General features: G+C 42.3%; 10 protein-coding genes. 9 read left to right on the forward strand and 1 reads right to left on the reverse strand.

From position 1 onward, the window contains the following. Positions 1 to 136 precede the first annotated feature (136 nt). The 3 genes from V5298_RS15575 to V5298_RS15585 all read left to right on the forward strand — a co-directional run bounded on the left by V5298_RS15575 (position 137) and on the right by V5298_RS15585 (position 2,379). A complete protein-coding gene (locus tag V5298_RS15575) occupies positions 137 to 595 on the forward strand; it encodes an RNase H family protein (protein ID WP_332932367.1) in 459 nt (152 codons plus the stop codon). Positions 596 to 653: 58 nt separating this feature from the next. Beyond that, complete coding sequence (locus tag V5298_RS15580; protein WP_332932368.1) at positions 654 to 1,244, forward strand: hypothetical protein; 591 nt, start codon at positions 654 to 656, stop codon at positions 1,242 to 1,244. Between the two features lie 346 nt (positions 1,245 to 1,590). Continuing rightward, positions 1,591 to 2,379, forward strand: coding sequence for a hypothetical protein (locus V5298_RS15585; RefSeq protein ID WP_332932369.1), 789 nt, complete (start codon positions 1,591 to 1,593; stop codon positions 2,377 to 2,379). A gap of 869 nt (positions 2,380 to 3,248) precedes the next feature. Here V5298_RS15585 and V5298_RS15590 read toward each other — a convergent pair. After that, complete coding sequence (locus V5298_RS15590) at positions 3,249 to 3,950, reverse strand: hypothetical protein (protein WP_332932370.1); 702 nt, start codon at positions 3,948 to 3,950, stop codon at positions 3,249 to 3,251. Between the two features lie 464 nt (positions 3,951 to 4,414). Here V5298_RS15590 and zorA point away from each other — a divergent pair, with 464 nt between their 5' ends. Genes zorA through V5298_RS15620 form a run of 6 tightly spaced genes read left to right on the forward strand, consistent with a single transcriptional unit; the run spans position 4,415 to position 16,175 of the window. After that, positions 4,415 to 6,778, forward strand: coding sequence for an anti-phage ZorAB system protein ZorA (gene zorA / locus V5298_RS15595; protein ID WP_332932371.1), 2,364 nt, complete (start codon positions 4,415 to 4,417; stop codon positions 6,776 to 6,778). 3 nt (positions 6,779 to 6,781) lie between these two features. Next, positions 6,782 to 7,513, forward strand: a complete 732-nt coding sequence (locus V5298_RS15600) for an OmpA/MotB family protein (protein WP_332932372.1) — start codon at positions 6,782 to 6,784, stop codon at positions 7,511 to 7,513. Positions 7,514 to 7,540: 27 nt separating this feature from the next. After that, the gene (locus V5298_RS15605; RefSeq protein ID WP_332932373.1) at positions 7,541 to 8,971 is read left to right on the forward strand and encodes an EH signature domain-containing protein; all 1,431 of its coding nucleotides are present in this window, start codon (positions 7,541 to 7,543) and stop codon (positions 8,969 to 8,971) included. Then, positions 8,971 to 12,426: an SNF2-related protein gene (locus tag V5298_RS15610; protein WP_332932374.1), complete on the forward strand. Its 3,456-nt coding sequence runs from the start codon at positions 8,971 to 8,973 to the stop codon at positions 12,424 to 12,426. The genes V5298_RS15605 and V5298_RS15610 overlap by 1 nt, the downstream gene beginning before the upstream one ends. Positions 12,427 to 12,474: 48 nt before the next feature. Beyond that, on the forward strand, positions 12,475 to 14,913 hold the full coding sequence (locus tag V5298_RS15615; RefSeq protein WP_332932375.1) for a type I restriction-modification system subunit M: 2,439 nt from the start codon (positions 12,475 to 12,477) through the stop codon (positions 14,911 to 14,913). Between the two features lie 2 nt (positions 14,914 to 14,915). Then, positions 14,916 to 16,175 carry a restriction endonuclease subunit S gene (locus tag V5298_RS15620; protein ID WP_332932376.1) on the forward strand — a complete coding sequence of 420 codons (1,260 nt, stop codon included), beginning with the start codon at positions 14,916 to 14,918 and terminating at the stop codon, positions 16,173 to 16,175. Positions 16,176 to 16,276 lie beyond the last annotated feature (101 nt).

Consider the following 16,276-nt stretch of genomic DNA (forward strand, 5'->3'; position numbering starts at 1 on the left):
TAGCCCCAGTTACCAATAAACAAAATGAAGTATAAACGCTAAAGGTGGGTCAATTTTACTTTACCGCTAAGTGGGTCTAAATTAGATTACCGTTGACAGGTCAGTTACTGATTAAGCAATAAGGAGGTATTAACACATGAATAAACAACGATTTATCTTTACTGATGGTGCAGCCCCTAATAATCAGAATGGATGTAAACACGGTGGCCTTGGTGTTGTCGTGCTTAATGAACAAGGTGAAGTCCTAGAGTCCTACAAGGCACGAGTAGAACCAATAGAAGGCAAAGAGACAACCACAAATGTACGTTGTGAAATGCTGGCAATCATTAAGGCTCTCGAATTGGCAGAACCTGAAGACACTATACACACTGACAATAACATGATTGCTAAAGGCTATAACGAGTGGTTGAAAGGTTGGAAGCTGAAAGGCTGGAAGAATGCCAATAAGAAACCAGTAGCTAACCAAGACCTCTGGCAACGTATTGACAAGCTGAAGCAAGAGAAGCCTATGGTTGTCATTAAGTGGGTTCGAGGTCATAGCGGTATCTATGGCAATGAACTAGCGGATAACTTAGCGACTGAAGCAGCAGCTTAACCACAAGCAAAGCTGACTCCCTGACTTACACATAAACACTTATTGGAGGAATCTATTTATGAGCAAACAATTAACAGTAACATTCAACAACAAGACCATTGCACTATCCCCAACATCGTACGGAATGTATGACCTCAACGATTTATGGCGAGCATTTATCGCACCACATGATTTTAAAGGTAACAAGCAGCCAAGCCAATGGCGTAACAAGCAGAGGCATGAACTAGACGATACTGGTGATGTAATGGTGGTTAGATACGTGATTAGTGATGAACGTGTGAACTGGTCAACTCTAGGCACTAAGAAAGGTCTACTGTGTTATGCAGCGTGGATTGACAGTGACCTATTAATGGCAGTGGTTGAAGCGTTTGAAAAGCTGAACGCTGAGTCTGTACCTTGTCAATCAGCAGGTGAACTTGTTGATGCTGCAAGAGCTAACCTAGAAGAACTTAATGAGCTGATTACTAGTAAGACATACCACACATTTAAAGCGTCAGATGCGCCTGATATTACAGCAGAACATAAACAAATATATGAAGACTCAGCTCATTTCAGTGCAGCGATAAGGTCAGCACTTGCAATACTAGATGGACAAGTGTGTAGCTATTCGTTTGACGAGTTCCACGGCCTGTTAGAGCAGGCGGCCTAGCCAGTGGCGGCATAAGGTAAGGGATTATTTCAACCAGACCACAAAATTGGAGTCTGGTAAAACTCGGCAATCTGACGGCACACTTAGATACCACACTTGGGCAACGCTCGAAGCCCTTTATGCCTACGCTATGTGGGTAGACGTTGAGTTCTATATGGTTGTCGTTGAAGCATTCACTCTATTAACCACTAAGTAAACATTCCTAAAACGATCTAAGCGATCTTCTGAGAAGACTTCTAGCCTGCCTCTAGGTTATCCCATTACAAGTAAATAATATGCTTCTGTATTAGCTCTCAGGAGGTCACTTACTTTATTCATAAATAAACAATATTGGAGATATTTATACATGACTATTAACTATGGTGAACAAGATAATTACCAACAAGGCTTTGATGATTCACTAGGCTTCACTGACTTAACTACAGGTGAACTATGTGAAACCACTCAGCAACAACTTAATGACCTGTTAGAACAAGAGGAACACTTAGCACATGCTAGTGAAGACCTAGCCATAACAGACATTAAGACAATCGAAGGTCTACCAGTACAACTACGAGATATTCAACCACACACAGTAGTAACTGTTAACGGTATATCTGGACAGGTAGACCACCTGATTGAAGCAGGAATACTAAGTAAATCAATTTATGCAGGTAACTATGATGACTATCTGAATGATGCTGAAGACTGCTTTGAGGTAACAGAAGAACCAGAAGGTACACAAGGAACACCTGAGTATATAAGCACTGAAGCATTGAGCACAGCTACTCAGATTGAAGATGCTATAGGTTCAGCTAACACCATTGATACATTGACCAATGTGTTATCAGGTGTAGAGCTATCAACTGATGTACTAGCAGAACTTAGTGAATCTTATGGTGTATCACCTGAACAAGCAGAACGTGAGGTAAGACAAGCAACCACACAGCTTTATGAGGACTTTACTCAATATGCTGAAAATGAATTAGGCATTACTGATATAGAGCATTTATCTGAATGGGTAGCTTATGCGGTGAACCAAGATATAAAGATTAAGCAGCTATACCAACAGGCTGTTACTGGTGCTCTCAATGGAGACTTTACGTTGTCTCAAGACTTGGTGCAGGAGTACAAGCATTACTATCGAATGTTCTAATTTTTAATTTTTTTCTTACTAATTTATGCGATGGAATAGGGGCACTTTTAAGGTCACTTTAAAGGTCAACTATAAGGTCACTAATAAATAATATGTATATGATTCAATGACTTGAGATTGGTTAGTGATGCACTGTCATGGGGTGTCAGGGGTCGGAGGTTCAAATCCTCTCACACCGACCAATCTCTTCCTCGCTTTCAGCGAAACCCCAAATTCTAAAATTCAGTTTGTGTACTCACCACGTGTACTTACTGTACTTTACAGACATTCTGTAGTCAGTCAATGAGCATTTCGAGAGCATTAGTAGGGTAACCGGTAGCGGTTATTTGCGTTCCTGTTCCGAATGCAATACAAAGTCATATTGATGCGCGTTGAATACTACCTTTATTGGACGAACCTGCCAGTGCTGGTGGGGGGCCGAATACTACCTGTATTAGACAAACTGCTACAGGCGCTATCTGAATAACACTTTCCCATGGCAGAACGTTCAGAAGAATCCATTTAAGTAGGTCTAAAGAAATTTTTGGATTGAACAGTTCAAATTCTTCTCACTGCCAGCACTTTAGTACAGGGGGGAAATCTGGGAAACGCTCTTGATAAAGAAAGCAACAAATGCGGATTACTAGTTCACTTCTATATGCTGGTAGCAGCCGGTCCGATAATACATTTGCTCTACGAGCGTTAAACATGATGTAGATAAAAGTTTGCGAGTTCACGATGCACACTCGAACGACAGCGGATTAGAAGAGTTGAGTATCGTTTGCTATGAAGCGAAGGGCTAGCCAAGGGATCTTTTGAAGCCTTTGTAAATTTTTTTGCCTCCCAATTTCTTCAACCGCTTTTGCTTTAAAAGTGAATTTTAAGAAAGATTAACATGTCGCTGCAAGAGCTTTGCTCATCCACGACAAAGTAGCAATTCTGTGAGGATGATTATGAGGTAGCTTCTGCATGAAGGCGAGTGGTTTAATATTTTTGTATTTGAGAAAAGCAATAACGACTTGCTCAGATAAATCAGTACGCCTAATAAGAGATTCTTCGTTCAGTTTGTATATAGCGTCGATAACATCAAAAAACTCCTTTTCAAGCGGACGGTCATAGTACTTTGCTACTATTTTTATCACCTCTATTTGGCGAGGAGTAGGTGTGTAAGTCCCGATTGTAGGGCTATAGCACTGGCCAAAAGCCACATCTAAATCATCTAACCATTTGTATTTCCGTAAGTTGGCTGGTTGAATTACTTCTAAAAAAATAGGAAGTAATTCAAGTTCTTCTGCAAAGATAAGGTGTTTAATCGTGATCATTCTTACACCTGTAAAATGTTTGCTTTTACTGCACTCATTAACGATAAACTTTGCGGTTTCAGGGGGCGCATGAATCGCGGCATCATGAGCTAGCATTGCTAGAATACTATCGTCTTGAAAGTGCTTTGTTATACAAGCAAGTAATATACTATTATCATCCTTTTCTTCCGCGATTCTTAAAACGTTATCAAAAAGAAGGGGAGTTGAGTGTGTTCTCTCTAGTAGTGAACTGCAAATTTCGGATAATGATAAAGGCTCATAGTTAGGCATTATTTTTCCTTCTTTTTTATTATGAATTGTTGTTAATAACACAGGAAAAACATAGGTATTTAATGAAGTTATGAAAATGTGACACGTGTCACACTAATGCTTGCAGAATACTTTAAATCCAATGTCAGGATTGTTAAAAAAAATATTGTGATTTTAAAACATTGAGTTTCTGTAAGGCATCAAAACTAGTCTGTATTGTCTGTTTCCTAGAGCCGTTTTTCGGTGTAATAAATAAAAAGTCTCACAGAAAAGCAATTTAACCCGTCATCGACAAATTACGATTAAAACCTTCTCTCTTTAAAACACCTTGAAGCCTCTTACTGTCAAAATCATTCGGCCACGGTATGTGAATGACTTACAAGAGAAAAATATTTGCGATATACTTTAGTATAGTGGTGGGCGTTGAAATAAAGCTAAAAAACGTTTTCTATCAGATGTATTGCAGCAATTAAAAGGACTTAGACGTGGCAAGTGAAAAGCAAATAGAACTTTCATGGTTATTCCCCGACTTCTCAAATCTTACTTTTTTTCCCCAGACTAGCGTCGAGTTAAGTAGCTTCTTTGTTATTTTTCTATGGATTGTTACGTTTATCGCTTCAGTCGTATTTTTGAACAAATATGCTAGATCGAAAGAGCGATTAGATTGGTTATACGGACTTCTTAATGAACTAGAACGTGACGATATCGCCCATAGAAGAGAAGACTTGTTAAACGAGGCAAAAAAAAGAGACAAGGATATAGGCTTCTTATGGATGGAATTCGACGAAACTCTCGTTGAGGTTCAAAAAAATGACAGAATCGAAATTAGAAATACATTAGACGCCGCTCATTTTTTTAACACACATACTTTAGCTAGCGGAGTAACTGAAAATAGACTAGTTGCTGCTGTGCCCGGTTTTTTGACGGCATTGGGTGTTATAGGGACATTTATTGGTTTGCAACTAGGGTTGAGTCAACTAGAGCTTGGTGCAGGTGTCGACGTTAACGAGATGCAAGACGGTGTGGCAGGTGTTGTAGAAGGCGCTAAAATTGCGTTTTTAACTTCTGTTTGGGGGGTATTTTTAAGTGTAATTTTTAATTTTGGGGAAAAGTGGCTCGAGCAAAGCACTAGGAAGAAGATTAGAAGCATTGAGTACATAGTTGATAAGCTTTTTCCAAGGATCAGGCCCGAAGAACAGCTCCAAAATATCTCTGAGAATAGCAACGAGTCTAGGGAAGTTCTTCAAGGATTAGCTGAACAAATTGGAGAGAGGATGCAAGAAGCCGTTGTAACAGCAACTCAGGGAATACAGTCTAGTTTAGAAAATAGCCTATCTGAGATAATGGCTCCTGCAATTAATAAGTTAGTAGAGACGACTTCTGAAGGTAATCAAAAAGCATTAGAAGGCTTGCTTGAAAATTTCATGGAAGGATTTGGAAGGGCAGGGAATCAACAGCGAGACGCTTTGGATGATGTTTCGATAAGAGTTAATTCTGCTGTAGATTCGATGCAGACAACAATGAGCAACTTTGTGGAACAGCTCCAGAAGTCTCAAGCGGAATCAGGCGATAGAGAGAAAGCCTTGATTGCTGACATATCAAATCAGGTAAGTGGCCTTACATCTCAATCAGAAGCTATTCACGAAAAGTTAACTCGATTTGTTGAAAATCATGTTGATGAAATGTCGTCTCAGATGCAAAAAAGGGAAGATGCTTCCGCAAAACGTGATACTGAACTTGTTCAAACTATTAAATCTCAAGTAGATGAATTAATCGAAAACTCTCGTTATCAAGGCGAGACACTTACGAATTTTGTTCAGACTCAGCTAAATGGCCTAACACAATCTTTTAACGAAAGAGACGCTAAAGTAAAAGATATTGAAGATGAGCGTTTAAGGGCATATGAAGCTCGCAGTGATGAGTTCCAGAAAAAATTATCTTCGTTTTTCGAATCTCAAATATCCTCAATGGGTTCTCAAATAGAGACACGAGAGCAGGCTTCAGCTGACCGAGAAAAAGAGCTGGTTTCTGTAATTAGGGCGCAAATTGACGAACTGGTAAATAATTCCAGAGCTCAAGGGGAAACATTAACCAGCTTTGTTGAGTCACAACTCAGCGGACTAACTAAAAACTTTGATGAGCGTGAAAAGCGCTCAAATGAATTGGAACAAGCGCGTAACCTGAAGATTGAGCAGCAAACCCAAGCGATATCCTCGCTATCTAATGAAATTCTCCGGTCAGTAGAAAAATCAGTAAGCGATCAGGTTGCTACTGTTAAACAATTGATAGCCCAAGGACAAACGCTTCAAAACAGTATTAATTCATCAGTAGATGCCAGTGCGCAAGCTACACAAGCCATGCGCGAGTCTTCTACTGAACTGCGTGTTTCAGCAGATAATATGCGGGTTTTGAGTTCTCATGTTAACGATGCTGGAAATAAGTTGTCTGGTGCAATAAAAGAAGCTGTGGAAAGTACTGCGGATTTAGCAAATCAAAATCAAATGTCTGCTGAAAAGATGGAAATCTTACGCGAAGAGCTTCTAAGCGATGTATCTCGATTTGGTCAGTTAACTACTCAACTCAACGAACTCATAGAAAGCGCAGGCTCAACATTTTCTGAACTCAAATTTAGTCAAAAACAATTTATTGCTGAGCTCAATAGTGAAGTTGAAAAACTTAATAGAAACATGACTCAACAGTTAGAAGACTATGCTGAACAGGCAAATGGACAAACTGCCGCTCACCTAAAAGTTTGGTCTCAATCAGTACACGAGTACTCAACGCAGATGAATAACGCAGTTAAAGCACTCTCCAGTGTTGTAGACGAAATGCAAGTAAAACTGGGGTAACGTATGGATAGGTTATTTAATCGCGGTGGCACGAAGGTCGATGAAGAAAACCCGTATTGGATGTCTTTTTCAGATTTGATGTCAGGATTGTTAGTAATTTTTATTCTAGCGGCAGTAGCGCTGATCATCGAGCTAACCCAAAAGTCAGAAAAAATAGATGCAAGTATTGAGGAGCTGAAAAAAGCAGAAGAAGCTCGCAGAAACATTCTTATCGACATTCAGGAAGAACTTGCTAAGCAAAACATCCATGTTGAAATAGTAGAGAACGATACAGTGCTACGAATCCCTGAAAGTACACTTTCATTCGAGTCTGCAAAAGATACGTTACCGGAGGATGAACAAACACAAGATGAAGTTAAAGCAATAGGGATAGCGTTGCATAAAGCAATTACTACCAATATGCGATGGAGGTACTTAGATACAGTATTTGTAGAAGGGCACACCGATAGCGTTGGGATTTACTATAGAGGTAAAGGAAACTGGGGGCTTTCTGCCGATAGGGCCGTTTCTATTTGGAAGCTGTGGCAAACTGAAATACCGGTAGTACCAAGATTAAGTGAGCTTGAAAATTTCAATGGCCAATTATTGTTTTCTGTAAGCGGTTACGCTGATACAAGGCGCCTAGACTTGACTGAGGAAACCGCTGAGCAACGAGCAAAAAATCGAAGGATTGATATTCGTTTTACGGTCAAAAAACCCAAGCTTGAAGACTATGAGAGAGCGAAAGATGTTTAGCGGGCTCGTTTGCATGCGGGGTAAGATATGAAGTTTTCGTTAAGTGACGACATTTATATTAAGCGTGTAAAAAAGCTTGAAATATTGAGCGCTGAACTCAAGGAAATTGCGAAGAAAGCAGGTACAGACAACCCTAAATTTGAGCGAGCATGGTCAATACTTTTAAACTTACTCAGTACAGATCGCTTTGATCAATTTAAAATTGAAGACAGGTTCGATGTACGAGCGTTGTCTATTGCTTTAACTGGGAAGAAAGAGCTTCGAAAACGTATTGAAATTAACAGTGAAATACTTGATAGGGTATCAACAGTAATTCCAAAGGGAAGTAACCTATTTAATGAAAATCTATTCCAATTCTTTCTTAGTGACTTTGATTCAATAAAAGAGCCAGATGTTGTAGGTAGATGGCTTCATACTGAACGAAAACGTAAGTCATTGAGCCGTGCAGGTGAAGAAAAAATATTGCATAGCGATGGGCCAACATATATTGCTAAACAAGCCATTGAAAGAGAAGTTAATTTTGCTCAACAAGTCAGTCATTGGGGGTTAAATGAGTACTCTTCTGGTGATTTTTTAAAGCGTGCACAATCTGTTTATTTTGTAGAACAGCTTAAAAGTATACCGGTTAATGAACCACATGATTTGCTTGAGGAAGTGAGTAAACCGAATGTCGCAAATAGTCGTTACGATTCAGAAGATCTCATAGGACATGTAGCATTACGTATTTTAATCGATAGAGCGCCTACACATAATGTACATGAAAGCTGGCAAAATGCTGTTATTGCTATAGCTGGTGACCCTCGTGTACCAAAAGGCCACCCTCGCTACTCTAAATGGTGGAGTCAGTTAAACCAGCAACAAAGTAAAAAGGTGCAAAGTTGGTTGTCAAAGCTTGACTTAAAACTGTTTCTTGAAGCCTTGGAAGACTACTCAAAAAGTTCGAGGGATAGCGATATGATGCGGATGTTCCCTTCTCGTAAGCACTTTCTTGAAGGAATGCATGAGGCTGACACCATTGTTCACACTAAACTCTATCTTTCAAAAAAAGCCGATAGATATATTCGCTTAAATTACAAAGCCGAGCACGTGCCTGATTACTCTATAGTCGAGGACGGTGAGCGCTCTATTATTTATGCAGAGCTAACCCGTGGGCACATGATTGAGGGAAGTCATAATTGTCAGATTTGGTTTTATAAAAATTTACACGAATCGGCCCCCGTTTTAGAGTTTGGTACGCAGCGTATCAAATACGAAGACTTAACAGGACGCCTCAATCGTAGGATGTACTCACTAGGTTGTAGTGCTTTTGATCATTTCGCTCATTCGTCTTCGGAAACATATAAATGGCAGCAAAAATCTGTAAATACGTTAAAGCAAATGGGCGTAAAAATAAAAGCTTCAGATGTGCTTAGCGAAGAAGACTATAAAAAATATAAGCGGATGTATGGAGTAGGGTAATGAAAAACTGGATTTCATCTTTGTTCAGCGTAAAAGACTCAAGTGCAAAGTTTAACTTTGAAGTCAGCAATGAAAGTATCGATTTTTACTGTCCTGATTATCAATTTAATAAAATTAAATCAGGTGGAGCAGATGAATATCTCACTGCGCAGTATGTTGCCTTACAAATGCTCGCTGAAGAGGGCAATGCCGAAATTATCCCTAACGGGTTTATAGTGCCGCATCATGTTGTCGCTGCGTTAGATGAGGATGTTTTTCAGCTATTAAATTTGCCAGCAAAATGGAATGGTAAAGCCGAAGTAGATATTAAAGGCACTACATCAGGAGATTCCTTTAAAGTCTCTGTCAATGTAGAGTCACCTTCAGGCCGCATGACTGCAGCGTACAAACAGAATGGCAGCATTCTCGCCTTTGGTGACACCCAATATACGTTAACAAAAGCCATGTTTGAGGTTTTCTCAGCACTGTCTGATCACTCTGAGTCTGTTAAAAGTGAATCGGACAATCTTTTGCTTCTCCATCGCTTGCAACAAGCTCAACAGGCGGGGGCGAAACTTTCGTTAAGCCACTTCGATAAGCTAGATATACATGTACCCGATAAAATTGCTGTAGAAGCAGAGCTTGATGCACACGGCAACTTGATACTAACTCCGAGTATGGGGCAGAAAACTGATCACGACAGTCTGCAGCGGGTGCTAGGTCAGTTGCAGTCTGAAAATAATCATACACTGAAAGTCGGTAATGAGATTATTTTGTTCAATGAGAAAACTGCTCAAGCCGCCAAAGAAATTATCAGTCACCGGGCTATTCCGCGCTCGCAGGTCCAACAGTTTTTAAAAGCCCCCGGGGCGTTTTTAGATGCTTCACTGGTAGATTTGGATGTCGGATTTGCGCTTCGGGTAAAAGGGGCAACTCGCTTTAAACACGCTTACTTTGGTGAAACCGACGAATCGGGAATCGATTGGTTTGGTCAAAGCCATGCAGCCGGAAAGATTCTGCCAATCAGTGTGGTTACCAAAGAAGTTAAAACGAAGGAAGATCTTGCGCAACTACAGCAAGTTATCAATGATGCTAAAGCAACAGGTGCGACCGAAGTTGTCTTTGAGGGCAGAAATTACGATATCGGTAGTGAAGCCGACGTAGCGCAAACCCTCACCAAGCTGCAAGACAAAATTAACAACCAGCCAGACGATGACGGCAAAAATGAGCCGGATTCTCCAGACGCACCGAATGACGATGATGACGTTGATATCGACGATGGCCCAATCGTTATCGATATTGCTCTCAATGATGACGAACTGGACAGCCCTTCAAAGCTGGTTGAAGAAGCGCTCAATGATGTGCTTTACAGCGAAGAACTCGACTGGTCGAATCACAAACGTACACCGTTCCCGCACCAGCTAGTGGGTGTGAAATGGATCCTCGGACTTGAAGAAATGGCACGCCAGAAAGAGCTGGTTAATGGTGCATTGCTGGCAGACGACATGGGGCTGGGTAAAACCTTTATGTCGCTTTCTGCTACAGAGCATTATTACCGCTTATGTGAGCAAGAAGATGAAACGTGTCGTCCAACCCTGATCGTCGCGCCCTTGAGCCTGCTGGAGAACTGGAAGGATGAGGTCGCTGAAACCTTCCATGAATCACCCTTCAGAGACATCGTTATTTTACAGTCAGACGGCGACTTAAACCGTTTTCGTGATGGCAGTACCGAAACTAAAGCTTCTAATATCGATGAAGACTCATTCGAGCCTCGCTATTCCCTAAAATTCGGCGAAAAATATGGGCCGGATCGTTTGGATTTACCACGCCGATTGGTGATCACTACCTATCAAACACTACGTGATTATCAGTTTTCCCTGTCTCAAATTGACTGGGGCTTGGCGGTATTCGATGAAGCGCAAAATATTAAAAACCCCAATGCGTTGCAAACCCGGGCCGCCAAGGGGTTAAAAGCTAAGTTTAAGCTACTGGCCACTGGTACACCGGTAGAAAATAGTCTTGCCGATTTTTGGTGTTTAATGGATACCGCTTGTCCGGGTTATCTGGATTCTTACCAGACCTTCAGGCAAACCTACATTACACCTATCTTGCAGGCAGCAGGAGATGAGCTCGATGCCGTTAGGGCAACTTTAGGGCGTCAACTTCGGGAAAAAGTAGGGGCATTAATGCTTCGCCGCGTAAAAGAAGATAACCTCGAAGGTTTACCGCAAAAGCATATGCTGGTGGGAATCGAGTCAAGCGACTGGCAATACGAACCTAAGCTACATGCCATTATGACCGCCTATCAGCAAAAGGTGTACGAAGGCTCTATAGAAGCGCAGTTAGAAGATGAAAACAGTCATGTGCTAACCACGTTAATGCGTTTACGTGATAGCTCGCTGCATCCACGCTTGGCAGACGGTGGCCGGTTAGACGCGCCGACATCAAAGCGTGAAATTAAAAACCTGTTCGATGAATCCGCCAAAATGGCCAAAACCATCGAAGTACTTACCGATATTCAGTCCAGAAACGAAAAGTGCATTATCTTTGCGGTAAATAAACGCCTGCAACGTTTTTTAAGTATTGCGCTGGGCAGTTACTTTGGGCTTGGGCCACTGCACGTTATCAACGGCGATGCCAAAGCGGTAGTGAAAAAAGCCGGTGCCTTAAGCCGTAAATCCATGATCACCGACTTTGAGGCCAAAGAAGGCTTTAACGTCATCATTATGTCGCCGGTAGCAGCCGGTGTTGGCTTAACCGTCGTGGGGGCCAACAACGTTATCCACTTTGAACGGCACTGGAATCCCGCCAAAGAAGCACAAGCCACCGACAGGGTATTTCGTATTGGTCAGAAAAAAGACGTAAATATCTACGTGCCTATACTGCATCACCCCAGTTTTGAATCCTTCGATGTTAACCTGCATCGCTTGCTATCGCAAAAGTCCATGCTTAAAGACGCCGTAGTGACGCCGGGTGAAGTAATGCCTAATCCAACGGGCTCCGACAAGCATAGCCTTGGTGCTGACAGCATAATCACATTTGAGGATATGCCACGCTTAAGTTGGAAGCAGTTTGAAGCGCTAACGTTAGAATTACTCGCCCGTGAATATCAGGCTGACAGTGCGTGGCTAACCAAAGACGGTTCAGATTTTGGTGCCGACGGTGTGTTAACCTTTGCCGGCAAAGCCATATTAATTCAGGCTAAACATAAGCAAGGTGCTTATAAGGGCCACAATGCAGTGCAGGAAATATCCAACGCTAATGCCATATATGGCCAACACTTGGGGCGGGAAATCACTAAGCAGGTATTTATTACCAACGCTACCCAGCTGGCTAAATCAACTCGGGAAATCGCTGGTAAACTGAACGTCACTATCATTGACGGCAACGAATTAAGTGCGCTCTGCGAGCGCCATCCGATCACGTTCGGGCAGGTTCTTACCCGCTTATCTAAAGAACGCTACGTGATCCAGTAACAAATTAAAGCGACGAATAAATCGCTAAGCAATACATCAGGACAAATAATGGCAATTAAAAAGAACGAACTTTATTCCTCTCTCTGGGCCAGCTGCGACGAGCTGCGCGGAGGTATGGATGCCAGCCAATATAAAGACTACGTACTCACCATGTTATTTATGAAGTACGTGACCGATAAATACAAAGGCGACCCCTACGGCATGATTGAGGTGCCAGAAGGAGCCAGCTTTGATGACATGCTCGCTGTTAAAAACGATAAAGAAATCGGCGAGAAGATCAATAAAATTATCGGCGTACTGGCAGAAGCTAATGACCTGAAAGGTGTTATCGACGTTGCGGATTTCAACGATGAAGACCGTTTAGGCAAAGGCAAAGAAATGGTCGACCGCCTTACCAAGCTGGTGGGCATTTTTGAAGGCCTTAACTTAACTAATAACCGCGCCGATGGCGACGACCTGTTAGGTGATGCCTACGAATACCTAATGCGACACTTTGCCACCGAATCCGGAAAGTCAAAAGGGCAGTTCTATACACCTTCAGAAGTCTCTCGTATTCTAGCTCAAGTTGTAGGTATTACCGTTGACACATCGCAGGATGCGACTGTTTATGACCCCACCTGTGGCTCCGGCTCCTTGTTGTTAAAAGCCAGCGACGAAGCACCGCGTGGCTTGTCCATCTTCGGACAGGAGATGGATAATGCGACCAGCGCACTGGCACGCATGAACATGATTTTGCACGGTAACGAAACCGCCAAAATCTGGAAAGGGAATACCCTTGGCAGCCCACACTGGAGAGAAGCTAACGGCAGCTTAAAAGCTTTTGACTTTGCTGTAGCAAACCCGCCGTTTTCTTACGCCAGCTGGACGAGCGGCTTAAACCCGAATGAAGATGAATTCGAGCGCTTTATATGGGGTATTCCACCGGAGAAAAATGGTGATTACGCTTTCTTGTTGCACATTATTAAAAGCTTAAAAAGCACGGGTAAAGGGGCGGTGATCCTGCCTCACGGTGTATTATTCCGTGGCAATGCCGAAGCCCGTATCCGCGAAAACCTGATTAAACAAGGGTATATCGAAGGCATTATAGGCTTACCTGCCAACCTGTTTTACGGCACAGGTATTCCGGCCTGTATTATTGTTATCGATAAAGAAAGCGCACAGGCTCGAGCCCTCAAAGACGGTGATGCTGCTGAAGGCATCTTTATGGTTGATGCCAGCAAAGGCTTTATGAAAGACGGTAATAAAAACCGCCTACGTAGTCAGGATATTCATAAAATTGTGGACGTTTTTAATAAGCGCATCGAGCTTAACCGCTACAGCCGTTTTGTACCGGTAGCAGAAATTGCCGATAACGACTACAACCTGAATATTCCACGTTACATCGATAGTAGCGAAGCAGAAGACTTACATGACTTATCGGCACACCTTAAAGGCGGTATTCCCAATAAAGATATCGATGCATTAAATCAGTACTGGGAGGTGTTTCCCTCGTTACGTGCCAGCCTGTTTGAACCGCTGCGGGAAAACTACAGCGAGGCACTGGTAGGTGAGAGTGAAGTAAAACCCACCATCTTAAACTCTCGGGAGTTTAAGGATTTTGCGACCCGTAGCCTGTTACCTTTTAAACAGTGGGCGAGGGATTATGACTTGCGTAATGTGCAATTAGGCGACAAACCCAAAACATGGATCTACACCCGCTCTGAGGCGCTGTTAGCTGCCTATACGAATGCCGAGCTGCTAAGCAAATACGACATTTACCAGATTTTAATGGATTACTGGGCCGAAGCCATGCAAGACGATGTTTACGTGCTGGCACAGGACGGCTGGTTAGCCGGTAAACAGGTACGTGAACTTGTACCCAAAAAAGGCGAAAAGCTAAAAGAAACACCGGATCTCATCGTTGGCAGAGCCAAGTACGTAATGGAACTTATCCCACCGCAGCTAATTGTAAATCGCTATTTTAAATCCGAACAGCAGGCCATTGAAGAATTACAAGCCAAGCAGGATGCCGCCACACAGGAACTTGAAAGTTACATTGAAGAGCAAACTGGTGAAGAGGGTTTACTCATCAACGCGCTTAACGATAAAGACAAAGTAACCAAAGCCACCGTTACCGCACAGTTAAAAGTAGCCACAGACCAAGACGAAAAAGCCGCGCTCAAATATGCCAAAAAGCTGTTCGGAACCGAAGCCGCCAGCAAAAAAGCCGTAAAAGACGCACAGGAAGCACTGGATGCCCAAGTACTGGCTCAATACGGTGAACTCAACGAAGAAGACTGTAAAGCGCTTATCGTTGACAACAAATGGCTCGCAACACTACAAAGCCGTATACAGGCAGAAATAGAGCGCGTGACGCAGCAGTTGGCCAGTCGGGTTAAGCAACTGGAAGAACGCTATGCAGAGCCATTACCGGCGCTCACCCAATCCGTGGACGAACTCAGCGATAAAGTCGCAGGGCATTTGAAGACTATGGGACTGGAGTGGTGAGTATGGAGAAGCTCGTAGTTCCAGATGGATATAAGCAGACTGAGATTGGTGTAATCCCGGATAACTGGAAAATTTACACTGTCGGTGATGCGTTTTCGATATGTAATAACTTGAGATTTCCATTAAGCACGAAAGTCCGGGAAGGAATGCAAGGGAACTATCCTTATTACGGACCAACAAGAATCCAAGATTATTTAAACGAATACAGAGTTGAGGGAGAGTTCGCTCTTATTGGTGAAGATGGCGATCATTTTATAAAGTTTACGGATGTTCCCCAGACCCAATTAGCTCAAGGAAAGTTTAACGTAAATAACCATGCTCACCTTATTCAAGGAAAAATTGGGTCTGCCAAATGGTTCTTTTTATTTTTTAGACATCGAGATATTACTAGTCACATAAGCAGACAAGGAGCTGGAAGATATAAATTAAATAAAGCAACCTTAGAAAAGCTGCTTTGTGCAGTGCCTTGTGAAAAAGAACAAAACGCCATCGCCAATGTATTATCCGATGTTGATGCATTGATAGCTGGGCTCGAAAAGCTGATAGCCAAAAAGCAGGCGATTAAAACCGCAACCATGCAGCAACTGCTCACCGGCCGCACCCGCCTTCCCGAATTCGCCAACCATCCCGACGGCACTCCGAAGGGCTATAAGCAAACCGAACTGGGCGAGATTCCGGACGATTGGGAAGTTGTTGAGTTAGGTGATATTGGGAATCCAATTATAGGACTTACATATTCACCCAATAACGTGTCAGATGAAGGAACTCTAGTATTGCGTTCATCGAATGTCCAAAATGGAAGGCTGGAGTACAAAAATAACGTTTTTGTGAATATGGATTTGCCAGAACGAGTCATAGTTAAAGAGGGAGACATTTTAGTTTGTGTGAGAAATGGAAGTAAGCAGCTAATTGGAAAGTGCGCTCTTATAGATAAAGAAGCCGAAGGAAATGCTTTTGGTGCATTTATGTCAATATTTAGGACAAAGAATTCCTCTTTTGTATTCTATCAATTTCAATCATCTCTAATCCAAAATCAAATTTCTGAGATTATGGGCGCTACTATCAATCAGATTACTAATAAAGATATGAGCGGCTTCAAGATTTCTATCCCTAGCCAGCCCAAAGAACAAACCGCCATCGCCAATATCCTCTCCGATATGGACGAGGAAATTCAGTCACTGCAACAGCGCCTCGACAAAACTCGCCAGATTAAACAGGGCATGATGCAGGAACTCCTTACCGGTAAAACCCGGTTAGTATAATGAAATAAACAGGGACGTTGTTAAGTAAGCGATCATTTTAAACCGTTCTTTACAACCGTTTGATTTAGATCTAATGGTGCAGCACTAATATGCCTGACGAT

Origin of the sequence: Alteromonas sp. 14N.309.X.WAT.G.H12 (genome assembly GCF_036697315.1) — a bacterium.
In the GTDB taxonomy this organism is placed as follows: Bacteria; Pseudomonadota; Gammaproteobacteria; order Enterobacterales; family Alteromonadaceae; genus Alteromonas.